Source organism: Arthrobacter sp. 2MCAF14 (genome assembly GCF_052115645.1).
Lineage (GTDB): Bacteria > Actinomycetota > Actinomycetes > Actinomycetales > Micrococcaceae > Arthrobacter.
The window spans coordinates 1-22144 of sequence record NZ_JBFRHB010000034.1; the positions used below are offsets into that span (position 1 = coordinate 1).

The following is a 22144-nucleotide window of genomic DNA, read 5'->3' on the forward strand; positions in this document are numbered from 1 at the left end:
CAGATCCCGGCCGCGGTGTCTGCGGGGAGGTGGGCGGAGAGCCAGGCCATGCCGTCGCGGTCCGGGAGGTATTCGACGCGCCGGTCCTGGGCGCTTTGGGTGTGGCGTTCTTCGATGCTGACGGGGTGGTGGCGTTCGCGCCAGGTGCGGGCTTTGGTCCGGAACCGGGACGGGACGAGGTCCCCGGCCGGGCAGCCCCGGGCGGGGTTGGGTGCGTCGGGGTCCAGGAAGTGCGCTTCCAGGGCCGCTGCCCCGGCCGGTCCCAGGCCGTCGGTTTCGTCGACGATGATCCGGGCGTGCTGCCAGGAGATCGTCCCGGACTGCAGCGCGGCCAGGGTCAGGGGCAGGCCCGTGGTTAGGGACCGGGACGCGGAGAGGAAGGCGCCGGCGGTGCGTTCGCTGACGGTCAGGACGCAGGCGACCTCGGCGAGCAGGGCGAGCTCGTGGGCGGTGGATTCCTGCGGTGAGGACGCCGGTGGCGCCAGGGACCTGGCTGCCTGGACGTAGTCCGCGGCGAGCCTCGCTTTCAGCGCGGCGGTCCGGGCTTCCAGCCGGGCGATTTCGGCGAGGCCGTCCAGGCAACCGTCGGCCAGACGCCGCAGCGGATCGGCGGTCTCGGAGGAACCAGCGTCCCGGGCGACGGCGGCAAGCGCGGCGACGGAGCCGGCAACGGCCTCCACGGCCGCCCTGCTGTCCACGCTCCAGGCTGTCCTTCGATCCATACCCACAGCATCGCAGGAGGCACCGACAATTTAATGCCGCTGCTTGAGTTGCTTGAGTTGGTGCGCACCTCGGGCAGAAGCCGGACCGGCGCCCGGAGAAGGCTTGGGCAGAGCTCCGCGCCCCTCCGGGCGGTGCCGTCCGGTTCCCGCCAGGGCAGCTTAGGGGAGTCGGATGGGCTTGAGTTCCTCGAAGCGATCGCCGGGCCCCGGGTTGTCCACGGATGTCTTCCCGCCCAACTGATTCATGACCCCCCACACGGCGTTGAGTCCTGTTGTCACGGCTCCGTCGGCCCACCCTCCGGTCCAGGAAACGTCGTCGCCTGCGAGGAAGATGCCGCGGTGTTCCGGCAGATGACCTTCCTGCATGAAGTGAGTGTAGAGCCGTCCCTGGTAGCGGTAGTGGCCGGGGAGGTTGTCGCTGAAGGCGCCCATGAAGTTGGGATCGTCCTCCCATGAAACCGTGATGGGATCGCCGATAATGTGCGAGGCAATGTCCACCGTAGGGTAGATCTGTTTGAGGGAGTGCAGCATGAGCCGGACCCGCTCATCGGCGTCCAAGGGGAGCCACTTGAGGGCGTCGTCGTTCCAGGTGTAGGACAGGCAGATCAGCGCTGGCTCGTCCGGGCCGTTCTCCAGGAGGTAGGTTCCGCGGGTAAGTCTGTCCGTGAGTGTGGTGCTCATGACCTGGCGTCCGGATTCGGGGTCGATGTCCTTCCAGAACGGCCGGTCCACGACCACGAAGGTCTTGGACGACTGCATGTAGTGGCTGCGTTCGATCGCAGTCCAGAGCTTGTGGCTGAACAGCGATTCGTCGACGTCGATGCGCGCCGAGAGCAGCCAGCTTTGGCACGTGGCGATGACTGCGGGGTATTCGGTAGTTCGTCCCCATCGGTCCGTGACGGCGATGCCACCGGGGGTGCCGCCGTCGTTCTTCACACGCGCGACGGCGATGCCACCCGGGGTGCCGCCGTCGTTCTTCACACGCGCGACGGCGGCAACGGCCCCACGGGGGTGGCCCCCGTGCAAGGAGGCCAGGCTGGTGCCTGCCGGCCAATGTGCCAGGCTTTCGGGAGTGTGGTTCCATAGCCGCTCCGGGAGGAGCTGGGCGCCGCCGATGATCCGGTGCTGCTCGGCGTCGGCGTCCACGTAGACCACGCGGAGGATTTCGAGGAAGGAATCCGGGAAGTTGGTGTCCCAGCCGCCGGTGCCGAAGCCGACCTGGCCGAAGGCCTCGCGGTATTCGAACGGCAGCGCGGAGAATGCCTTGGAGGTGGCGAGGTAGCCGGAGAAGGAGACATCGTCGAACTTCGGGACCAACTCGTTCCAGAGCTTCTTGATGGTGGCCAGGTCGCGGTTCCGGATGGATTCCTGCATCGCCGTGAAATTGGCGCGTTCCTCGAGGCAGTCGTCCCAGGCCGCGGCGACGTCGCCGAAGAACTGCGGAAGATCCTCGGCGGTCTCGGCGTAGTGCGCCTGGCCGCCGAGTTCGATCACCGTGCTGCCCGCCGCAGGGGTGAGGGGATTGGGGAAAGGCTGGGTTTCGATCCCCACTTTATCGGCATAGTGGAAGAAGGACCGTCCCGACCGGGGGAAGCGCATGCCCCCGAGGTCCGCCACGGGGCCGGACTGCCCAGGCTGGGTCCCTCCGCGGAGGCGCCCGCCGATCCTGGAGGATTCGTAGATGACGGGCTTGAGGCCCATCTTCATGAGCTCGTAGGCGGCAACCAGACCGGAAAGGCCCGCGCCGATGACGGCCACTTCGGTGCCGTGCATGGCCTCGGGGACGCTGCCGATCCCTGCCGGGTGAGCAAGGAAGTCATCGTAGGGGAACGGGAAATCCGGGTTGAGCATGGTGATGGGAGCGGCTGCGGCTGCGGGTAGCGGGTGCAGTCGGAGTGCTTGTGGCTGCGATGGTCACTGGTGTCCTTAGTCGTTTGTTGCGGTGGGTTCGTTGGTCATGAAGCGGGCCAGGTAGTCAGTGTCCCGGCGAGCCTGGGCAAGGACCTGGAGGTCCACGTCGACGACGATCAGCTCGTCTTCACCGGACGCCGTCGCCAGGCGCCGTCCATACGGATCGGCGATGGTGCTCAGCCCTGCGAAGTTTGGGCCGGCGTGGTTTGCGTAGGCGATGAAGAGCTGGCTTTCGAGCGCGCGCGTGGGGACCACCATGGAGGGGATCAGCCGGGTGTCGAACGGTTGCTCGCCGGAGTCGTCCGCGGCTCGCAGCGGTACTGCCGTCGGCACGCACAGTAGCTCGGCGCCCGCCAGGGCGGTGGACCGAACGAACTCCGGGAACTCAACGTCGAAGCAAATGCCCATGGCGATCTTGACGCCGTTGAAGTCGACGACGCCGGGTGCCTCGCTTCCGGGCGTGAACACGGAGTTCTCGTCGGTGCCGTAGAGGTTCTGCTTGCGGTAGCGGGTCAGTTCCGTGCCGTCGGGGCCGAACAGGGAGGCGCTGATGTGGTGTCTGTCTTCCTCGTGTTCCACGGTCGACGCCACCAGCGCTATGCCATGTTCGACGGCGATGGCGGCGAGTTTCTCCCGCTGCGCGGCACCGTCGGTGCCGTGGACCAGGGTTGGGGCGTAGCCGCTCGTGAACAGCTCCGGGGTGACCAGCAGCTTCGCTCCGCACTGCCTCGCCTCATGCGCGCGGACCGCGATGCGCCGGAGGTTTTCCGCTACCGAGTTGACGACGCCGGTGGCTTGAAGCACGGCAACTCGCAGTCCGGGGTGGAGCGCAGCTGTCATTTCGCCCCGTCCAGGTCTCCACGGCAGAGGCGGGCGACGACTTCGGTGAGCATGTCCACTCCGGCGCAGGCGTCGTCGTCGTGCGTGAACTCGCGCTCATTGTGGGAGATGCCGTCCACGCTGGGGACGAAAAGCATAACCGTGGGAACGATGTCCTTCATGTTGATCGAGTCGTGGCCGGCCAGGGTGAACACCGGAGTGTTGCTCAGTTCGAGCTTTTCGGCGCATTCCCGGGCCAGCTCGACGCCGGCGGGCTGGTACGGGTTGATGCCCCAGGCATGGGATTCCTCGACGTCGATCGAGACGTTGGTTTCGTCCTCGATGCGGGAGATGCCGGCACGGAGCAGCGTTTTGGCTGCGGCCAGCACGTCCTCGTCTGCGGTGCGCATGTCCATGACCAGTTCCACCTTGGACGGAACCACCACGGGGGAGTTCGGGTAGACGGTCAGTTGCCCCACTGAAGTGTGCAGCACAGCTCCCGGGAAGTGATCTGCGATCTCGCGCAACAGGACGACAAGCCGGGATGCGCCAAGAAGGGCGTCTTTGCGGTCGCCGATGACGGCCGAACCGGTGTGGGCCTGCTCGCCATGGACGGTGGCGCTGTATTTGGCTGCGGCCCAGCAGGAGTGGACAAGTCCAATCGTGGTTGCGGAGTCCTCCAGGGATCGGCCTTGCTCGATGTGGATCTCGGCGTAGGCAGCCGCCTTGGGGCCGCTGCCGGTGCCGAGCCGGCCGATGGCGGACAGGGCCTCGCGTACTGTGACGCCATCGACGTCGGTCATGGCGAGGGCGGTTTCGGCCGGCAGCTTTCCGGTGAAGACGGAGCTCCCCATCATGGAAGGCGCGAAGCGGCATCCCTCTTCGTTGAACCAGTCGACGACGGCCAGGTTGTACTTGGGCTTCTCGCCCGGAACGGCGGATTCGGCCAGGCGCCGGGCGGCGTGCAGGGCGGCAGCCACCCCGTAAGCGCCGTCGAACTTGCCGGCTGTCGGCTGGCTGTCCAGGTGGGATCCAACCAGGACGTAGGGCGCGCCGGGCGTCCACTCCAGGAGCGCGTAGAGGTTGCCGACCTGGTCCGTTTCGGTGCGGAAACCGTACTGGGCAGCAAGGGAAGTGAACCAGGTGCGGGCCTGTGCGTCGGCGGTGGTTGCTGCCTGCCGGTCTACGCCATGACCCGGGGTCTCGCCAATGGCGGAAAGGCTGCGGAAGTCGCGGAGGAAGGCCTCGGTGGCGGTGACGCCGGCGTTTATGCCGATCGTGGGGATGCTCATGATGCGGAACCTTCTGTTTCGTTCTGGGGAGTTGACGGGATGACCGGAAGGACACGGCTTGCGGGATTGATGATCGCCAATTCGTGCACGCGTCTGCGCACGGCGAACCACCCGGCGATGAGCGCCGGGACAATGATGGCGAGCGATGCGACCGTGTATGTCCCCACCGGAAAGTCGAAGACCATGAGGACCATGACGGCGGCAAGGAAGGTCAAAGTGATGTACGACGTCCAGGGAGCGCCAAGCATGCGGAACGCGGGCCGGATCATGAGCCCCTTCTTGGACAGCTTGTAGAGCTTCAGCTGGCACAGCACGATGGTTCCCCAGGTGCACAGGATGGCCAAGGCCGTCGCGTTGAGGGCGATCTCGAATGCCATGGCCGGAACCACGGCGTTCAGTCCCACGCCCAGCAAGGTGATGGCCGCCGTGAAGAGGATCCCGCCGTAGGGAACCCCGCCGCGGCTCATCCGTTCCATGAACTTGGGCGCCGTGCCGGTCTGGGCCATGGATCGGTAGATGCGTCCGGTCGAATACAGGCCCGCGTTCAGGTTGGACAACGCTGCAGTCAGGACCACGAAGTTCATGACATCGCCCGCGCCAGGGACCCCGATGGCGGCAAAGAAGGTCACGAACGGTGATTCGCCGGCCTTGTACGCGTTGAAGGGAAGCAGCAGGGCCAGCAGCGCCGAAGACCCGACGTAGAAGATGGCGATCCGGAAAATCACCGCGTTGACGGCCTTGGGCATGACCTTCGCCGGGTTCTTTGTTTCACCGGCCGCAACACCGATCAGGTCGATCCCGGCATAGGCGAACACGATGCCCTGGACGATGATGACTGCGGGCAGGAGCCCGTTCGGCAACAGGCCGCCGTTTTCGGCGATCAGGGAGAAGCCGGGGCTGTGGCCTGCGACGGGGAAGTTGCCGCCGAAGAAGATGCCGCCCACGATCAGGAACGCCACCAAGGCGCCCACTTTGATGATGGCGAACCAGAACTCGAGTTCACCGAAGAGCTTGACCGAAATGAGGTTGACGCCGGTCACGACCGCCAGTGCGGCCAGGGCCAGGACCCACTGAGGGACGAAACTGAAGGCTGTCCAGTAGTGGAAGTAGACCGCGATTGCCGTGATGTCCACGATCGCGGTGAGCGCCCAGGAGATGGCGTAAACCCAGCCCGACACATAAGCAGCCTTTTCGCCAAAGAACTCCCTCGCGTACGAAACGAAGGAGCCCGACGACGGGCGGTGCAGGACGAGCTCGCCGAGGGCCCGCAGGACGAAGAAGGCGAAGACGCCGCAGATTGCATAGACGACGGGAAGGACGGGACCGGCCGAGGCAAGCCGGCCCCCGGCGCCAAGGAACAGCCCGGTGCCGATCGCACCGCCCATGCCGATCATCTGCACCTGCCTGTTGGACAGGCCCTTCTTGTATCCGGACTGTTCGTCGGAGCGGACAGCCGTTGGCCGCTCCTCGACAGGGATGTTGGTGGTCATCGAAAACTCCTGGCCTAAGAAATGTGACTGCCGCCATGAAAACGGCTGACATCGATCGTCCCAAGCAACGGTGGCGCGGCCAATGACAACATCACCTCGAATCGGGGCCAATAAATGTACGAAGGTACAAGCGGCTTTTCCTCTGCGGGAGGCATGATGAAGGAGGACAGTGGAGGTGCCATGACGGACGATGAGAAGTGGAGGGGAGTGGTTGCGGCATTGTCGGAACTGCTCCCTGGCATGGTGGATACATTCATCGCGAGAATCCTCCAGGATCCGGTGTATAGCGAGTCCGGGCTGACCATTGAGGACCTCCGCAGGAGCAGCCACGATTCCTTGGTGGCCATTCTCGGCGTGCTGCAGGACGGGGGAACCACTATGGACGCCCTCGAGTCCATCGCCGCGGAACTGGGCAAGCGTCGCGCAAGGCAAGGACTCCCCTTGGACAGCTTGGTGCGCGCGATCAGATTGGACTTTTCCGTGGTGTGGGATGCGTTGTCCGCGTCCGCGCTGGCCGTGGATCCGGCGCTGCTGGTCAGCAGGACCGAACTCGTCTGGCGCACCGTGGACACCTTTGCCTCACGGGTCCAGGCACGGTACGTGGCCGAACTGGACATATCGAGCGGGCCAACGCCGATCTGCAGCACCAGTACCTCTCGCAGCTATTCGCCCCAGGGGAACCGTCGGAATCGGATCTTGCCCGGATCGCTGGAGCCCTGCGCGTCGACGTCGGCGCACGGTTCCTTGTGGCAGCGGTCAGCAGGGAAGACAGCCTGACTGTGCAACGCCGCCTGCGTCACCGGGCCAAAAGGATAGAAGCCTTCTTTACTTTCGACCAAGAGCACCACACCCTGGTCATCCACAAGCGGGGCGGGCAGGGCCACGCGGAGCATAGCAACGCGCTCACGTACGACGAGTCAGTCCTCTTCGATGGGATGGCAGTTGCCGTGGCGCCACTGGCTGAAGGGCTCGGCAGTGTGAGAACCTCGGCTGCCGCGGCCCGGGAAGTCATGCGCGATTTGCCCATGGGAAGCGCCGGCGTCTTCACTCTCAGGGACAGGTGGTTGTCCATCACCCGGCACAGATTGTCCCAGCTCGGTTGCGATCCGGGACAGCTCGTGTTTCCCAAGCTGCAGGACTGTGCACCGCAGGAACGGGCACGCATCCTCGAAGCGGCCACTACGTTCCTCGGGACAGGCAGCCTGGTGGAGACGGCCCGCAAGCTCTTTTGCCATCGGAACACGGTGGTGAACCGACTGGCGGCGTTCGAACGGTACACCGGGCTGGACCTCCAGAACCCCACCGATCTGGCATTGGCAGTGTTGGCGCTACACGCCTCTACAGCGGATCCGTGACCTCGATCCGCACGGCACAGGCATCCGCCGCAGCCCTGCGAAGCACGGTTGCGTTGGGGTCGGTAACCGCCAGGAACGCGAGCCTTGTCCGCGACGCGTATTCCTTCAACGCCTTTTCTTCCAGGACCGCCGCGGACAGCGCGGCGTCTCCGCCCAGGACGAGATATTCAATGCTGTGTCCGGCGAACACAGCTGCGGCATAACCAGCCACGGCTTCCGTCAGCGCGTTGGCCTGATTCTCGCGACGCCGGGCGAAGCGCTGCTGCGAGGATCCACCTGCCGCCGATCGGGACTGCACGTAACGGGAACCCGATTTGGACGCGGCCACCTTGCCGCCGCTCACGACGCCTACCGCGTAGCCGCCCCGGCGCGCCAGGATGATTCCGAGCCGCCGTTCCTGCGAAGCGAGCGACGCCAAGCGCTCAACCGTGGTAGCGCCCCTGCCGGGCCGTCCATCGACGGGCCACGGGGCTCTCAATAGTGCCGTGGCGCCGTCCGCCGCCTTCAGGAGGGTACCGCCGTCGTCGGGCTCCTCCTGAACCGCGCCATGGCTCGCGGCGAAGCGGTCCACCCAGCCGGTCAACCGCGGACCGGGGATGAAAGCGGTGCGCCCCGCTCCAGGCGGCTGCTTTTCGTTGGGGCCGGACGGCCGGGTCTCCATGTCGATGTCTCCTTAACTGGAATCATGAGTAGCCTATCCATGTGGAAGATCTCTTTGGTGCCGACGCGGACAACGACGACGCCGGCAGCCAGGCGGCGGATTCGGACCGTTCCGGTGATGGACGTGCGGGCACAGTACGTCCAGCGTCGCCGCGGAGCCCTTTGGCTGTCCGCATGAGGCCCCGGACGCTCGACGACGTCGTAGGCCAGCAGCATTTGCTGGGCCAAGGATCTCCATTGCGGCAGCTTGCCGCAGGGGCCGACGCCGCCGGTCCTGCCGGCCCGAGCTCGGTCATCTTGTGGGGACCTCCGGGCACGGGCAAGACCACACTGGCCCACGTCATCGCCCGCGGACCGGGCCGGAAGTTCGTTGAATTGTCCGCCATTACCGCGGGCGTCAAGGATGTCCGTTTGGTCATGGAAAACGCCTTGACTGCCCGGGATCTGTACCGGACCACCACAGTGCTGTTCCTGGATGAGATCCACCGCTTCAACAAAGCCCAACAGGACGCCCTGCTGCCCGGGGTCGAGAAGGGCTGGGTGGTCCTGGTCGCAGCTACCACAGAAAACCCTTCGTTCTCGGTGGTCTCCCCGCTGCTTTCCCGGTCACTGCTGCTCACCCTGAAACCGCTCACCGACGGCGACATCGAGGGGCTTCTCCAACGGGCGGTTGCCGATGCCCGCGGTTTGGCAGGGGGAGTGGAGCTCACCCCGGAAGCCCTTGAGCATTTGGTCCGCTTGTCCGGGGGAGATGCCCGCCGCGCGCTCACTGCGCTCGAGGCCGCTGCCGGCGTCGCCTACGGAGACCGGAACAACGACGACGGCGACGCCTCCGAAGAGCCCGGGCTCGCGGGTGACGGGCCCCCCGAGGCCCCGGTCGTCGTCGAGCTCCGCCATACGGAACGGGCCCTGGATGTGGCGGCGGTCCGATACGACCGCGCGGGCGACCAGCACTACGACGTCGCCAGCGCGTTCATCAAATCGATTCGCGGTTCCGACGTCGACGCGGCCCTGCACTACCTGGCCCGCATGCTCGAAGCCGGAGAAGACCCACGCTTCGTGGCCCGCCGGATCGTCATTTCGGCCGCCGAGGACATCGGCATGGCGGATCCGACCGCGCTGCAGACCGCCGTCGCCGCGGCCCAGGCAGTGCAGTTGATCGGCATGCCCGAGGGTCGCATCATCCTCGCCGAAGCCGTGGTGCATTTGGCGACGGCGCCCAAGTCCAACGCCGCCTATTTGGGCATCAACAAGGCAATCGCCGATGTGCGTGCGGGGATGGGGAACGGGATTCCGGCGCACTTGCGGGATGCGCACTACCAAGGAGCGAAGGGCCTTGGCCACGGCCAAGGCTACAAGTACGCCCACGATGCCCCGCACGGCGTGGCCACCCAGCAGTACGCTCCGGATGACCTGGTCGGCAGGGACTACTACCAGCCGACGGCAAACGGTGCCGAACGGGATATTGCTCCCAGGCTCGAGCGGCTGCGCAGGATCATCCGGGGCGAGTAGGCGTCATGGTAGGCTAGATGCTTGTCTGGCAAGGCCTGGCGCACAATCCATCAAAATCCAGGTTTTGATGCTGTGCCCCGCGCCCCGTAGCAAAAGGCAGCGGTTGGCCGATGCTCTCCCTCATGGAGGCCAGTAACACTGACACACCGCAGATATTGGAAGGACACAAGTGGCTAACAACACTCGTGCTCGCCGTACCGCACGCCTTTCGCGTGCACTCGGCATCGCTCTGACTCCCAAGGCCGCCAAGTACATGGAGCGCCGTCCGTACGGCCCCGGTGAGCATGGCCGTGCCCGCAAGAAGCAGGACTCTGACTACGCTGTACGTCTGCGCGAAAAGCAGCGTCTGCGCGCCCAGTACGGCATCCGCGAAGCCCAGATGACCCGTGCCTTCGAAGAAGCACGTCGCACCAAGGGCCTGACCGGTGAAAACCTGATCGAACTGCTCGAAATGCGTCTCGACGCCCTCGTGCTGCGTGCCGGCTTCGCCCGCACCATCGCCCAGGCCCGCCAGCTGGTTGTGCACCGCCACATCCTCGTTGACGGCATCCGCGTGGACCGCCCGTCGTTCCGCGTTGCCGAAGGCCAGCTCATCCACGTTCACAGCCGTAGCGAAGTCATGGCTCCGTTCCAGGTTGCAGCTGCCGGTGCACACGTTCTGAACGTCGTTCCGGCTTACCTGGACGTCAAGATCGACGCCCTGCAGGCACGACTGGTTCGTCGCCCGAAGCGCTCCGAGGTCCCCGTGACCTGCGAAGAGCAGCTCGTCGTCGAATTCTACGCTCGCTAATTTCCAGCAAGCACATACAAAGAAGCCCGTGGCACGCGCCGCGGGCTTCTTTGTATGTAAGGTACTTGGGGAAGCCACGCCGAGGGTGCCTGTGTAGAACCACACCGCACACCGATGGCGACGCAACAAATGCTAGGAGATGAGTGTCCATGACTGGTGGCGATATTGCAGGCCTGATCGCAGCCGGAGTTTTCGCGCTCCTTGTGGTGCTGTTGGCTGTGCCGATCCTCAAACTCGGGCGAGTCTTCGATGAAGTCCGCACCTCCATCCGCTCCTTGAGCGACGGGGCAACGCCCCTGATGGACGAAGTCACGGCGACGGTTTCCACCACAAACCTGCAGCTTAAAAAGGTGGATGGCATCACCTCCAACGTTTCCGACGCCTCCGCAAACATCTCTGCTTTGTCCTCACTGGTGGCCGCGACAGTCGGTTCGCCGCTCATCAAGGTGGCAGCGTTCAGCTATGGAGTGCGCTCGGCTTTTGCCGCCCGCCGCAAGCCGAGCAGTGGCCGCCGCAGCCGCTGAATCCGTTCGTAAGTCACGACCTCCGAATGTCAGGAAAACTGTGAAAAGAATTGTCTGGATGGGGATCGGCGTGGCAATCGGAGTCATCGCCTTCCGCAAGATCACCCAAGCGCAGGCCGCTATCGGTCCCGAAGGCCTGAACCGCGCCGTAGCGCGACTGGCCGACGGCGTGTACGACTTCGCCGACGCCGTGCGCGCCGGAATGAATGAACGCGAAGTCGACCTCAGGGCCGCGCTCGGCATCTCAGAGTCCGACGCCGGCAGCCAGTAGCAGCCGCGGTACAACTTGCCGCGGTTCGCCCAAGCGGCCGTCAACAAGGCAGAATTAGAAGCTGCGGCAATGGCATATGCCAGAACCGCGCACAAACTCATGTGCAGTGAATTGAGAAGGGTAAGTAATCAGCTAATGAAGTCGCAGGAGATCACCAAACGCTGGGTGGACTTTTTTGTCAGCAAGGGCCATACCGCCGTCCCCTCAGCATCGCTCGTATCCAGCGACCCTTCCCTGCTCTTCACTGTGGCCGGCATGGTTCCGTTCATTCCTTACCTCACCGCCCGCGAGGAACCGCCCTTCGACCGCGCCACGAGCGTCCAGAAGTGCATCCGCACCGGCGACATCGAGGAAGTCGGCAAGACCGCCCGCCACGGGACGTTCTTCCAGATGTGCGGAAACTTCTCCTTCGGGGACTACTTCAAGGAAGACGCCATCAAGTTCGCTTTCGAGCTGCTGACCAAGAGCGTCGACGACGGCGGCTACGGACTGGACGTTGAGCGCCTTTGGGTGACCGTCTACGAAGAAGACGACGAAGCCCAGGACCTGTGGCTCAAGAACACCGGCATCCCGGCTTCGCGGATCCAGAGGATGGGGAAGGCGGACAACTACTGGTCCACCGGGCAGCCGGGTCCTGCCGGCCCGTGCTCGGAAATCTACTACGACCGCGGCCCGGCCTACGGCGCCGAAGGCGGTCCCATCGCGGACGAAAACCGCTACGTCGAAATCTGGAACCTCGTGTTCATGCAGTACCAGATCGAGAACGTCCGCTCGAAGGTGGACTTCGACATCGCCGGCGAGCTGCCCAAGAAGAACATCGACACCGGCCTCGGCATGGAGCGCCTCGCGATGATCCTGCAGGGTGTCGAAAACATGTACGAAACGGACCAGGTCCGTCCCGTCATCGACAAGGCCGCAGCCCTGTCCGGCAAGGAGTACACCTCTGCCGAGTCCCCACAAGACCCGCACCACACGGACGACGTCCGGATGCGCGTCGTTGCCGACCACATCCGCTCTGCCCTCATGCTGATCTCCGACGGCGTGTCCCCGTCCAACGAAGGCCGCGGCTACGTCCTGCGTCGGCTCATCCGCCGTGCCGTCCGCGCCATGCGCCTCCTCGGAGTCGAAGAAGCCTGCCTCCCGCAGTTGCTTCCGGCTTCCCGCGACGCCATGAAGGGCGTCTACCCCGTCGTTGAAACCGACTTCGACCGCATCAGCCGCATCGCCTATGCCGAAGAACGAGCCTTCCTGCGCACCATCGCTTCCGGCACGGCGCGCCTGGAAGAAGCCGTGGTGCTCTCCAAGGCTGCCGGGAAGCCGCTGTCCGGCGAAGATGCCTTTGCCTTGCACGACACGTACGGGTTCCCGATCGATCTCACCCTCGAAATGGCCGAGGAAGCCGGCTTGAAGGTTGACGAAGCCGAGTTCCGCAGCCTCATGCTCGAACAGCGTCAGCGTGCCCAGGCGGATGCCAAGTCCAAAAAGGGCGGACACGCCGATGTCTCAGCCTTCCAGGAACTCCTGGCCGGGGGCGAGACTGTCTTCACGGGCTACACCGAGCTGGAGGGCGAAGCCCGTGTCCGCGGCATCGTCAGCTCCGGCCGGCGCGTCGCCCACGCATCCACGGGCGACGAAATCGAGCTCGTGCTCAACGAGACGCCGTTTTACGCCGAGGCCGGCGGCCAGTCGGCCGACAAGGGCCTCATCACCGGTGACGGCTTCGTCGTCGAGGTCCTCGACGTCCAGCGCCCCGTGAAGGGCCTGAGCGTCCACAAGGCGATCGTCCGCGAAGGCGAGATCGCCTCGGACGCTTTGGTGCGCGCCGCCGTCGACCGCGAACGCCGCCACGCCGCAGAGCAGGCCCACACGGGCACGCACATCGTGCACGCTGCGCTGCACCAGATCCTCGGCCCGGAAGCCACCCAGCGTGGTTCCTTCAATAAGGCCGGCTACCTGCGCTTCGACTTCGCCTGGGGAGAAGGTCTGAGTGCCGCCACGAAGTCCGAGATCGAAGAGGTCTCGAACATCGCCATCCGCAACAACTTCCAGGTGGACACCAAGGTCATGGGCCTCGCTGAGGCGAAGGCCCTCGGCGCCATGGCCCTCTTCGGCGAGAACTACGGCAGCGAAGTCCGCGTTGTGGAGATCGACGGCGCGTGGTCCCGCGAACTCTGTGGTGGCACGCATGTGGCCAACACTTCCCTCATCGGGAGCCTTTCGCTCCTCGGCGAACAGTCTGTCGGTTCGGGAAACCGCCGCGTGGAAGCCTTCGTCGGCCTCGACGCCTTCCGACACCTCGCCGCCGAGCGCGCCTTGGTCACCGAGCTCACGGAAATGCTCAAAGTCCCGTCGGGCCAGTTGGCAGACCGGATCTCCAGCACCTTGGCCAAGCTCAAGGCTACGGAAAAGGAACTCGACCGCCTCCGCAAGGAGCAGCTGACGGCAGCCGCCGCTAGCCTCGTTGCCACAGCCCGGGATGCCGCAGGCGTCCGGGTAGTGGCGCACGACGCCGGCCAGGTTGGGGGAGCGGACGACCTCCGCAGCCTCGCAATGGACCTGAGGAACCGGCTCGGCTCCGACGCTTCCACTGTTGCCGTGGCCGGTGTCAGCAACGACCGTCCCGTCATCATCGTGGCCACCAATGAGGCCGCGCGAGAAGCGGGCGTCAAGGCAGGCGCCCTCGTCCGCGTGGCTGCGGGAATACTCGGCGGTGGCGGCGGCGGCAAGGACGATGTCGCGCAAGGCGGCGGAACCGACGCCGCGAAGATCGCACCGGCCCTTGCGGCCGTTGTGGACGCGATCGCCAAGCGCTGATTTTGGAGGCCATTGCGAGCAACGACGACTACCCCCGTGGGATCAAACTGGGGGTGGACGTCGGCACCGTCCGTGTGGGAGTTGCCATCTGCGATCCGGACGGGATCCTGGCCACGCCGTTCAAGACGGTGAGCCGGGATGCCAAGAAGAATTCCGATATCGGGGTCATTGTCCGGCAGGTCGCGGAGCTCGGCGTCGTCCAGATTTTCGTCGGGCTGCCCCGCACGATGAAGGGCGAGGAACACGCTTCTGCCGTCATGGCCACCGACTACGCGGAGTTGCTCGCAGCCCACTTGCAACGCCGCGGACTCAACGTTCCAGTCAACATGGTGGACGAGCGGCTCAGCACCGTGACGGCCCACCGCAATCTCCATGAAGCTGGCATGAGCAGCAAAGATCATCGTAAAGTGGTGGATCAGGTTGCCGCTGCCGGAATTCTGCAGCACGCGATCGACATGCAAAAAGCCAGAGGTGCGGATGTGGGCAGGCGCGTGCAGGCGCCGATGCCACCCCAACACATTGACGGTGCCAGTGCGCCGCTGCCGGCCTCCGGCATTGATCCACACTCTCCAACGAGGGGAAGACAATTGTGAGCCCGGTCAACAACGACCCCTCCAACGACGCATCAGAAGGCCGTACCCGGCCCCTGACTCGTCGTGAAGTCCGTGCCAGGGAACGCTTCCTGGAGACGCAGAACCAGGAGGTATTGCCACCACCTGTGCCTGTCCACTTTGAACCTGTCCCAGTCCCTAAGCCGCAGCCGGCATATGTCCCGGATTACGCACAGGAGGCCGCGGAAGCGACCACGCACGCCGCTGACCTCCACGACGACCGTATCCACGGCGAAACGGTCCAGCCCGAAGAGGCTGTGCAGCAGCACGCGGCTTCGCCTGAAGACCTTCTGCAGCACGTTGACCCGGAGAAGCCCTTCGACACTGTGCAGCACGTTGACACCGTGCAGCCCCACGACGTCGAGCACTACGACGTGGCCCACCCCCACGACCTCGTGCCTCCCGCCGTCGAGCACGACGCTTTGCACCCTGACGCCGTCGATCACGATGCTTTGCACGATGACGCTGTTCACGGCTTCGACGTCGCACACGCTGACGAGTTCCACGAGCTGCAGGCCCATGACGAAGGTTATGCGCACCACGATCCCCAGTTCGACTACGAGGTCCATGATGAGCACGCCGCCCATGACCTCATGGCAGCTGCGACTCCCGCGCCAAAGGTCCCCTCGAAGAAGGTCCGCAGGCGCCGCCGTTTTGTGGCGCTCCTCATCACCCTCACGGTGTTCGTCGCCGCGGTTGCAATTGGGGCACAGTTCCTGAAGCCGTTGCTCGGGATGGACAAGGTCAGCGACTACCCCGGCCCTGGTACCGGCTCGGTCACTGTCACTGTGGCCCCCGGCTCCGGCCCCAAGCTGGTTGCCACCAACCTTCAGAGCCAGCACGTCATTGCCGACGCCGATTCCTTCGTGGCGGCCTTCACTGCCGCCGGTGGTGAACTCTCACCCGGTGATTTCACCTTCAAGACGGAAATGAAGAACTCCGATGCGGTGAATGTGCTCCTCGGCAAGGATTCGTCCAAGGTCATGTATTTCGCTTTGAGTGCAGGATTGCGCATCGGTGAATCCCTTGACGCGATCTCCAAGGGTTCCGGCATACCTTTGTCCGAATTGAAGGCGCTCAGCGACTCACCGGCCCAGTTCGGCGTCCCTGCCCCGGCAAAGAACCTCGAAGGCTTCCTGGCACCGGGGGAGTACCGGTTCCCCCTTGGAACCTCCGCCAAGGACATCCTCCAGAAGCTCGTCACGGCCACCACCGACGAGCTCAAGGCCCAGGGGGTCACGGATCCCGCCAAGCAGTACCAGGCCATCACGGTGGCAAGCATCGTGCAGGCTGAAGGTGGCCAGGCCGACTACGGCAACGTGGCCGGCGCCATCTACAACAGGCTCAAGCCCGGCAACACCGAGACGAACGGGCTCATCCAATCCGATGCCACGGTTACCTACGGCCTGGGTACCAAGACCTTCCACCTGACCGATGCCCAGAAGGCTGACAAGAGCAATCCCTACAACACCTACGCCAACGTAGGCCTTCCGGTCGGCCCCATCGGTTCACCCGGCAAGACGGCGATCGATGCGGCCGCGAAGCCGACGGCCAACAACTACCTCTACTGGGTAACAATCAACCTCGACACCAAGGAAACCAAGTTCTCCAGCACGCTGGCGGAACACCTCAAGTACGTTGACCAATACAACGCGTGGTGTGCGGCCAACGCCGGACGGTGCGTGTGAGTAGACGTGCTGCCGTCCTGGGGCACCCCATCAGCCACTCGAAGTCACCAGCGCTCCACCGCGCGGCCTACGCGAAGCTTGGGCTCGACATCGAATACTCGGCAATCGATGTAACCGTTGAGCGGCTCCCGGCCTTCATGGCGGACCTTGAGGCTGGCGACGATTGGTGCGGTTTGTCCGTCACCATGCCCCTCAAAACCGCCATGGTGGACGAAGTCGACGAAGTCCGCGGGGCCGGCGCGTACTTGGGTGTCATCAACACGGTTGCTTTTGAAGACACCGGGCACGGCGTGCGGCGGGTCGGCCACAACACCGATGTGGCCGGGATCGTTGAAGCCGTGAGGAACGCAGGGGTGACGGAACAGCCGAATTCCGCGGTTCTTGGCGGCGGCGGAACATCCGCGGCGGCTATCGCGGCACTGCGGGAGCTCGGCTCGAAACACGTTGACGTCTTTGTGCGCGACGTCGGACGCGCCGCCGAGGCGAAAGCCGCGGCAGCCGCCGTCGGGCTTTCCATTCACCTCCGGCCGCTGGCTGAAGCCGCTGGAGGCATGGCGGGAGCCGATCTGGTGATCTCCACGCTTCCGCCGCGGGCGGCGGACGGCATCGCGGCGCAGCTCGAGCAGCTTCCCGACGGCGGCAAGCTTCCCGACGATGACAAGCTTCCCGACGATGTCAAGCTTCCCGACGATGTCTGGGGTGTCCTGCTCGACGTCGCCTACGATCCTTGGCCCAGCCGCATTGCCGAAGCATGGCATTCGCGGGGCGGAGTAGTGGTTCCGGGGCTCGAGATGTTGCTCTATCAAGCCGTGGAGCAAATCCGTTTGTTTTCCGGAGCGGACGTCACCGCCGATGTCATAGATGTGATGTGCGACTCAGTCGGGCTTCCCCGACGGGTCTAGTAAGGGCCTTACATGGCAGGATTGGATATATGTTGCGTTGGTTGACCGCCGGTGAATCCCATGGCCCGGCACTGCTCGGAATTGTTGAAGGCGTCCCCGCCGGTGTGGAACTCACCAGCGGGGAAATACGCGACGCCTTGGCGCGTCGCCGTCTCGGCTATGGCCGCGGCGCCCGGATGAAGTTCGAGCAGGACGAAGTGAGCATCCTTGGCGGCGTCAGGCACGGCGTGACGCAGGGCGGCCCGGTCGCGATCCAGATCGGCAACACCGAATGGCCCAAGTGGGAGCAGATCATGTCTGCCGACCCGGTGGATCCCGCGCTTCTCGCGGACCAGGCCCGCAACGCGCCCTTGACCCGTCCGCGGCCCGGCCACGCAGATTTCACCGGCATGCAGAAGTACGGATTCCCTGAGGCCCGCCCTGTACTGGAACGCGCCAGCGCCCGGGAAACCGCCACGCGTGTCGCTTTGGGTACGGTGGCTTCGCAATTCCTGAAACAGCTTGGCATCGAGCTCGTGAGCCACACGGTTTCCATCGCGAGCGTGACCGTGCCCGAGGGCCGTCCGCTGCCCCTGCCGTCCGACGTTCTGGCCCTCGATGCCGATCCTTTGCGTTGCTTCGATCGGGAGACCTCGGACGCCATGGTGGCCGAGGTTGACGCAGCACACAAGGAAGGCGAGACCCTCGGCGGCGTCGTCGAAGTTCTGGCCTACGGCCTGCCGCCGGGACTCGGTAGCTACGTGCACTGGGACCGTCGCCTCGATTCCCGCCTGGCTGCTGCCCTGATGGGTATCCAGGCGATCAAGGGCGTCGAAGTCGGCGATGGTTTCCTGACCGCCGCCCGCCGTGGCTCCGCCGCGCACGATGAAATCGTCAAGGACGAGACCGGCCGGATCGTCCGCAAGACCAACCGTGCAGGTGGCATCGAAGGTGGCATGAGCATTGGCGAAGTGCTGCGCGTCCGCGCCGCGATGAAGCCCATCGCCACCGTCCCGCGCGCATTGAAGACCATTGACGTGAGCACGGGTGAGGCCGCCAAGGCGCACCACCAGCGCTCCGACGTCTGTGCCGTTCCGGCGGCGGGTGTCGTGGCCGAAGCCATGGTTGCACTGGTGTTGGCCGAGGCCGTTGCCGAGAAGTTCGGCGGTGACTCGGTCGCCGAGACCGCGCGGAACCTTCGGGGTTACCTGGACAGCATCCCGGCAACCCTGGACTCGGTCGGCCACTAGTGGGCCGCGGTACCCCGGGCGCCGGTTACGGGCCCGCGATCGCTTTGGTCGGGCCGATGGCCGTCGGCAAGTCGGTCATTGGCCAGCAGCTCGCCCAGCAATTGGGCGTGCCGTTCGTGGACACGGACGCAGTCATCGTTGAGCACCACGGCACGATCGCGGATATTTTTGCTGGTCGGGGAGAACATGCTTTCCGGGAGATCGAGGCCAGGACGGTGGCACGCGCCGTTGAAGCTGCGGACATCAACGGCGCGGTGGTTTCGCTGGGTGGTGGCGCAGTGCTCGATTCCGGCACGCAGCAGCTGCTGGGTGCCTGCACCGTGATCTACCTCGAGTGCGATGCGGAGACAGTCGCTGAGCGCATTGCCCGCAACACGGGCAGGCCGCTGCTGGCCGGCGACGCCATGGCCCGCTGGGAGACCCTTTTTGCCGCCCGGCGTCCTGTCTATGAACGCCTTGCAGACATCACCGTCGACGTCCGGTCCGGGACCGTGGCGGAAATCGCCCTCCACGTGGAGGAAAGACTGCGTGAATACGCGGCCTTGAAAGAGGAAGTGCAAAAGTGAGTAACGAAGCAACTGTCATCAAGGTCACTGGCCAGTCCGCCAACGAGAACTACGACGTCGTCGTCGGGCGCGGCCTCCTGGAGACCCTTCCCGCGAAGCTGGGGGAACGCGTCAGGCGGGTCCTCGTCGTCCACCCACGTGCCCTGCGACTTACGGGCGATACGGTCCGTGCTGAACTCGAGGCTGCCGGATTCACCGCCCTCACCGCCGAGATCCCTGACGCCGAAGAAGGCAAGCACATCCAGGTTGCCGCCTTCTGCTGGCAAGTGCTTGGCCAGAACGACTTCACCCGCTCCGACGCCATCGTGGCGGTCGGCGGCGGCGCGGTCACCGACCTCGCCGGCTTCGTCGCTGCCACCTGGCTTCGCGGCGTCAAGGTCATCCACATGCCCACGAGCCTCCTCGGCATGGTGGACGCGTCGGTGGGCGGAAAGACCGGCATCAATACCGCAGAAGGCAAGAACCTGGTGGGTTCCTTCCACCCGCCCGCGGCTGTCCTCGCGGACCTGGACACCCTCCAGACGCTGCCCAAGAATGAGCTGATCTCCGGAATGGCAGAGGTCATCAAATGCGGCTTCATTGCCGATCCCGCCATCCTGGAACTCGTCGAAAACAAGCCGGAGGAAGTCACCGATCCAGGTTCGGCGGTGCTCCGCGAGCTCATTGAACGTGCCATTGCCGTCAAAGCGAAGGTGGTTTCCGAGGACCTCAAGGAATCCGGCCTGCGTGAAATCCTCAACTACGGGCACACGCTCGGCCACGCGATCGAACTCGTGGAACGCTACTCGTGGCGGCACGGCGCAGCGGTTTCGGTCGGCATGATGTTTGCCGCGGAGCTCGCCCGCAGCGTCGGGCGGCTTTCCGACGTCGACGCCGACAGGCACCGCACCATCCTTGAGGGACTCGGGTTGCCGGTCACCTACCGCCGGGACCGCTGGCAGGGCCTCCTCGACGGCATGCGCCGCGACAAGAAGTCCCGCGGAGACCTCTTGCGTTTCGTGGTGCTCGACGGCGTCGCGAAGCCCGGAATCCTCGACGTGCCGGACACTTCGCTGCTCTTCGCTGCCTACCAGGAGATCGCATCATGACCACCGAGACCTTCAGCAGCATCAGTGATTGGCCCACGGGCGGATTCCCCGGGGTGCGCACCAACCCCGACACGCTCCTGCCGGCCATCGTCAACGAGGAAGCCATGCAGTCGGCGCTGGCCGAGTCCAACGATCCCGCCGACCGCATCATGGCGCTCATGCTCGAAGGCCACCCGGCAGAAGCCGCCGAGTTGTTGGCCGAGGCGCGCTACAACGATCCCGAGTCGTTCAAATTGCGGATCTTCGAAGCCGAACTGCACCGTGCCACCAACCGCTTTGACCGGGCCGTGGAGCTCTTCCGCCGGCTCCTGGGCGAAGTCCACGGAACCGTCAAGGAGCCGGTCGTCCACCAGTATTTGGGCCGGGCCTATTTTGTCGCCGGCAACCACGTCGCCGCGGCGGAGTCGTTCACCAAGGCCTTGGACCTGCGCGTCGCCTTGGCAGCCGACGCTTCGCTGATCTATTCCTCTGCTGTGGCCCTGCAACGCGCCCGGAACGTCCTCGAGTTCGCCTCCTGAGGAACGCGCGGGCAGGCGCGCCGCATTTTGCCGGTAGAATGGACTTTGGATTTTTGATAAATACGCGCTGGCTGCCGTCACGGCATGCCTGCTTGGCATAGTCGGCTGGAGCCAGAAGGCGTAGCTAGAACCAGTGAGAGAAACCAGAGGATACTAGTGGCAACCACAAATGACATCAAGAACGGAACCGTGCTGAAGCTCGAGGGCCAGCTCTGGAACATCATTGAGTTCCAGCACGTCAAGCCGGGCAAGGGCGGCGCGTTCGTGCGCACGAAGATGCGCAACGTCATGTCGGGCAAGGTGGTCGACAAGACCTTCAACGCCGGCCTCAAGATCGAAACTGCCACGGTTGACCGCCGCGACTACCAGTACCTGTACCAGGACGGTACGGACTTCGTTTTCATGGACACCCAGGACTTCGACCAGATCACGGTTTCCGGTGCCACAGTAGGCGACGCCACCAACTTCATGCTGGAAAACCAGATGGTCAACATTGCCATCCACGAAGGCACCCCGCTCTACATCGAGCTGCCCCCGAGCGTTGTCCTCGAAATCACCTACACCGAGCCGGGCCTGCAGGGCGACCGCTCCTCCGCTGGAACCAAGCCAGCTACCCTTGAGACCGGTTACGAGATCCAGGTGCCCCTGTTCGTTGAGAACAACACCAAGGTCAAGGTAGACACTCGCGACGGCAGCTACCTGGGCCGGGTCAACGACTAGTGAGCGCCCGTGGTAAAGCCCGTAGCAGGGCCCTCGAGATACTGTTCGAGGCGGAGCAGCGTTCCGCCTCCGCGTTCGAGGTCTTGAAGGCCCGCCGGGAAATGACCGACCTCGTCATCAACCCGTACACGATGGACATCGTGGAGGGCGTGGTTGCCATGCAGCCCACCATCGACGAGTTCCTCCAGACCTACGCCCAGGGCTGGACCCTGGAGCGGATGCCGGCGGTCGACCGTATCATCCTCCGGATCGGCGCCTGGGAACTCCTCTACAACGACGACGTCCCGGACGGCGTGGCCGTCAGCGAAGCGGTGGCACTGGCCAAGGTTATGTCCACCGACGAATCTCCCGCGTTCATCAACGGTCTCCTCGGACGGTTGCAGACGCTAAAGCCTTCCCTTCTCGCTTAGGCGATATTGGGGGGCATCAGCCCAACTGACTGGCACTTAAGGTCGTTATGAGCCTTCATAACGACATCTACTGCCAGTCAGTTGGGCTGACCTCAAGAGACCCTGCGCAGCCGAACATCGCCTGCGCGACTGTGAGCTAAAACGCATCGCCTTGCTCCGGAGCGCGCCAGCCGGGTGTCGCCCCCTGTGGTAATTTTGAAGAGCAAATGTTCCTTTTTTAATTCCGTCCCGTGAGGCGGGGAAAGGGGAGAC

General features: G+C 64.7%; 23 protein-coding genes. 16 read left to right on the top strand and 7 right to left on the bottom strand.

Annotated elements, in window-relative coordinates:
* The 5 genes from AB4074_RS19595 to AB4074_RS19615 all read right to left on the bottom strand — a co-directional run.
* The coding region (locus AB4074_RS19595; protein ID WP_441414881.1) for a DUF222 domain-containing protein at nucleotides 1-722 on the bottom strand (722 nt) is incomplete at its 3' end.
* Nucleotides 723-881: 159 nt separating this feature from the next.
* Nucleotides 882-2573: a flavin monoamine oxidase family protein gene (locus AB4074_RS19600; RefSeq protein WP_441414882.1), complete on the bottom strand. Its 1692-nt coding sequence runs from the start codon at nucleotides 2571-2573 to the stop codon at nucleotides 882-884.
* A 75-nt stretch (nucleotides 2574-2648) separates the two neighbouring features.
* Nucleotides 2649-3473: a nitrilase-related carbon-nitrogen hydrolase gene (locus AB4074_RS19605; RefSeq protein ID WP_441414883.1), complete on the bottom strand. Its 825-nt coding sequence runs from the start codon at nucleotides 3471-3473 to the stop codon at nucleotides 2649-2651.
* Entirely contained in the window at nucleotides 3470-4744 is a 1275-nt protein-coding gene (locus AB4074_RS19610) for a M20 family metallo-hydrolase (protein ID WP_441414884.1), read from the bottom strand. The genes AB4074_RS19605 and AB4074_RS19610 overlap by 4 nt, the downstream gene beginning before the upstream one ends.
* Complete coding sequence (locus AB4074_RS19615) at nucleotides 4741-6234, bottom strand: amino acid permease (protein WP_441414885.1); 1494 nt, start codon at nucleotides 6232-6234, stop codon at nucleotides 4741-4743. The genes AB4074_RS19610 and AB4074_RS19615 overlap by 4 nt, the downstream gene beginning before the upstream one ends.
* 180 nt (nucleotides 6235-6414) lie before the next feature.
* On the opposite strand from AB4074_RS19615, the gene AB4074_RS19620 reads away from it, so the two are divergent.
* Nucleotides 6415-7011, top strand: coding sequence for a hypothetical protein (locus AB4074_RS19620; RefSeq protein WP_441414886.1), 597 nt, complete (start codon nucleotides 6415-6417; stop codon nucleotides 7009-7011).
* 2 nt (nucleotides 7012-7013) lie between these two features.
* Complete coding sequence (locus tag AB4074_RS19625) at nucleotides 7014-7589, top strand: helix-turn-helix domain-containing protein (protein ID WP_441414887.1); 576 nt, start codon at nucleotides 7014-7016, stop codon at nucleotides 7587-7589.
* Here the strand turns inward: AB4074_RS19625 and AB4074_RS19630 are convergent.
* On the bottom strand, nucleotides 7573-8250 hold the full coding sequence (locus AB4074_RS19630; RefSeq protein ID WP_441414888.1) for an acVLRF1 family peptidyl-tRNA hydrolase: 678 nt from the start codon (nucleotides 8248-8250) through the stop codon (nucleotides 7573-7575). The genes AB4074_RS19625 and AB4074_RS19630 overlap by 17 nt on opposite strands.
* 41 nt (nucleotides 8251-8291) lie before the next feature.
* Between AB4074_RS19630 and AB4074_RS19635 the strand changes: the two genes are divergently transcribed.
* From AB4074_RS19635 to ruvX, 6 genes are all read left to right on the top strand, one after another.
* Entirely contained in the window at nucleotides 8292-9761 is a 1470-nt protein-coding gene (locus AB4074_RS19635; RefSeq protein WP_441414889.1) for a replication-associated recombination protein A, read from the top strand.
* Nucleotides 9762-9930: 169 nt separating this feature from the next.
* Nucleotides 9931-10551 carry a 30S ribosomal protein S4 gene (gene rpsD, locus AB4074_RS19640; protein WP_028267147.1) on the top strand — a complete coding sequence of 207 codons (621 nt, stop codon included), beginning with the start codon at nucleotides 9931-9933 and terminating at the stop codon, nucleotides 10549-10551.
* A gap of 149 nt (nucleotides 10552-10700) precedes the next feature.
* Nucleotides 10701-11075, top strand: a complete 375-nt coding sequence (locus tag AB4074_RS19645; protein WP_441414890.1) for a DUF948 domain-containing protein — start codon at nucleotides 10701-10703, stop codon at nucleotides 11073-11075.
* A 58-nt stretch (nucleotides 11076-11133) separates the two neighbouring features.
* Entirely contained in the window at nucleotides 11134-11346 is a 213-nt protein-coding gene (locus AB4074_RS19650; RefSeq protein WP_441414917.1) for a hypothetical protein, read from the top strand.
* A gap of 135 nt (nucleotides 11347-11481) precedes the next feature.
* Nucleotides 11482-14160: an alanine--tRNA ligase gene (gene alaS / locus AB4074_RS19655; protein ID WP_441414891.1), complete on the top strand. Its 2679-nt coding sequence runs from the start codon at nucleotides 11482-11484 to the stop codon at nucleotides 14158-14160.
* 2 nt (nucleotides 14161-14162) lie between these two features.
* Nucleotides 14163-14753, top strand: a complete 591-nt coding sequence (ruvX, locus tag AB4074_RS19660; protein WP_441414892.1) for a Holliday junction resolvase RuvX — start codon at nucleotides 14163-14165, stop codon at nucleotides 14751-14753.
* A gap of 32 nt (nucleotides 14754-14785) precedes the next feature.
* Here the strand turns inward: ruvX and AB4074_RS19665 are convergent, their stop codons facing one another.
* Entirely contained in the window at nucleotides 14786-15358 is a 573-nt protein-coding gene (locus AB4074_RS19665) for a hypothetical protein (protein ID WP_441414893.1), read from the bottom strand.
* 6 nt (nucleotides 15359-15364) lie between these two features.
* Between AB4074_RS19665 and mltG the strand changes: the two genes are divergently transcribed.
* The 8 genes from mltG to nusB all read left to right on the top strand — a co-directional run bounded on the left by mltG (nucleotide 15365) and on the right by nusB (nucleotide 21892).
* Complete coding sequence (gene mltG / locus AB4074_RS19670; protein WP_441414894.1) at nucleotides 15365-16459, top strand: endolytic transglycosylase MltG; 1095 nt, start codon at nucleotides 15365-15367, stop codon at nucleotides 16457-16459.
* A complete protein-coding gene (locus AB4074_RS19675; RefSeq protein WP_441414895.1) occupies nucleotides 16456-17361 on the top strand; it encodes a shikimate dehydrogenase in 906 nt (301 codons plus the stop codon). Before mltG ends, AB4074_RS19675 begins: the two co-directional genes overlap by 4 nt.
* A gap of 29 nt (nucleotides 17362-17390) precedes the next feature.
* Nucleotides 17391-18590, top strand: a complete 1200-nt coding sequence (gene aroC, locus AB4074_RS19680) for a chorismate synthase (protein WP_441414896.1) — start codon at nucleotides 17391-17393, stop codon at nucleotides 18588-18590.
* 56 nt (nucleotides 18591-18646) lie between these two features.
* Nucleotides 18647-19156: a shikimate kinase gene (locus AB4074_RS19685; protein WP_441414918.1), complete on the top strand. Its 510-nt coding sequence runs from the start codon at nucleotides 18647-18649 to the stop codon at nucleotides 19154-19156.
* Nucleotides 19153-20244: a 3-dehydroquinate synthase gene (aroB, locus tag AB4074_RS19690; RefSeq protein WP_437770086.1), complete on the top strand. Its 1092-nt coding sequence runs from the start codon at nucleotides 19153-19155 to the stop codon at nucleotides 20242-20244. Before AB4074_RS19685 ends, aroB begins: the two co-directional genes overlap by 4 nt.
* Entirely contained in the window at nucleotides 20241-20762 is a 522-nt protein-coding gene (locus AB4074_RS19695) for a tetratricopeptide repeat protein (RefSeq protein WP_441414897.1), read from the top strand. Before aroB ends, AB4074_RS19695 begins: the two co-directional genes overlap by 4 nt.
* A 156-nt stretch (nucleotides 20763-20918) precedes the next feature.
* Complete coding sequence (gene efp, locus AB4074_RS19700) at nucleotides 20919-21482, top strand: elongation factor P (RefSeq protein WP_441414898.1); 564 nt, start codon at nucleotides 20919-20921, stop codon at nucleotides 21480-21482.
* The gene (nusB, locus tag AB4074_RS19705; protein ID WP_236810722.1) at nucleotides 21482-21892 is read left to right on the top strand and encodes a transcription antitermination factor NusB; all 411 of its coding nucleotides are present in this window, start codon (nucleotides 21482-21484) and stop codon (nucleotides 21890-21892) included. Before efp ends, nusB begins: the two co-directional genes overlap by 1 nt.
* Nucleotides 21893-22144 lie beyond the last annotated feature (252 nt).

Bases quoted from the DNA above. Each gene is read 5' to 3' on its own strand.
- AB4074_RS19600 (WP_441414882.1), bottom strand. From the start codon at position 2,573: ATGCTCAACCCGGATTTCCCGTTCCCCTACGATGACTTCCTTGCTCAC.
- AB4074_RS19605 (WP_441414883.1), bottom strand. From the start codon at position 3,473: ATGACAGCTGCGCTCCACCCCGGACTGCGAGTTGCCGTGCTTCAAGCC.
- AB4074_RS19610 (WP_441414884.1), bottom strand. From the start codon at position 4,744: ATGAGCATCCCCACGATCGGCATAAACGCCGGCGTCACCGCCACCGAG.
- AB4074_RS19615 (WP_441414885.1), bottom strand. From the start codon at position 6,234: ATGACCACCAACATCCCTGTCGAGGAGCGGCCAACGGCTGTCCGCTCC.
- AB4074_RS19620 (WP_441414886.1), top strand. From the start codon at position 6,415: ATGACGGACGATGAGAAGTGGAGGGGAGTGGTTGCGGCATTGTCGGAA.
- AB4074_RS19630 (WP_441414888.1), bottom strand. From the start codon at position 8,250: ATGGAGACCCGGCCGTCCGGCCCCAACGAAAAGCAGCCGCCTGGAGCG.
- AB4074_RS19645 (WP_441414890.1), top strand. From the start codon at position 10,701: ATGACTGGTGGCGATATTGCAGGCCTGATCGCAGCCGGAGTTTTCGCG.
- AB4074_RS19650 (WP_441414917.1), top strand. From the start codon at position 11,134: ATGGGGATCGGCGTGGCAATCGGAGTCATCGCCTTCCGCAAGATCACC.
- alaS (WP_441414891.1), top strand. From the start codon at position 11,482: ATGAAGTCGCAGGAGATCACCAAACGCTGGGTGGACTTTTTTGTCAGC.
- AB4074_RS19665 (WP_441414893.1), bottom strand. From the start codon at position 15,358: ATGGGCGGCGTGCTCATCATGGACCTCGTAGTCGAACTGGGGATCGTG.
- mltG (WP_441414894.1), top strand. From the start codon at position 15,365: ATGGCAGCTGCGACTCCCGCGCCAAAGGTCCCCTCGAAGAAGGTCCGC.
- aroC (WP_441414896.1), top strand. From the start codon at position 17,391: ATGTTGCGTTGGTTGACCGCCGGTGAATCCCATGGCCCGGCACTGCTC.
- AB4074_RS19685 (WP_441414918.1), top strand. From the start codon at position 18,647: ATGGCCGTCGGCAAGTCGGTCATTGGCCAGCAGCTCGCCCAGCAATTG.
- AB4074_RS19695 (WP_441414897.1), top strand. From the start codon at position 20,241: ATGACCACCGAGACCTTCAGCAGCATCAGTGATTGGCCCACGGGCGGA.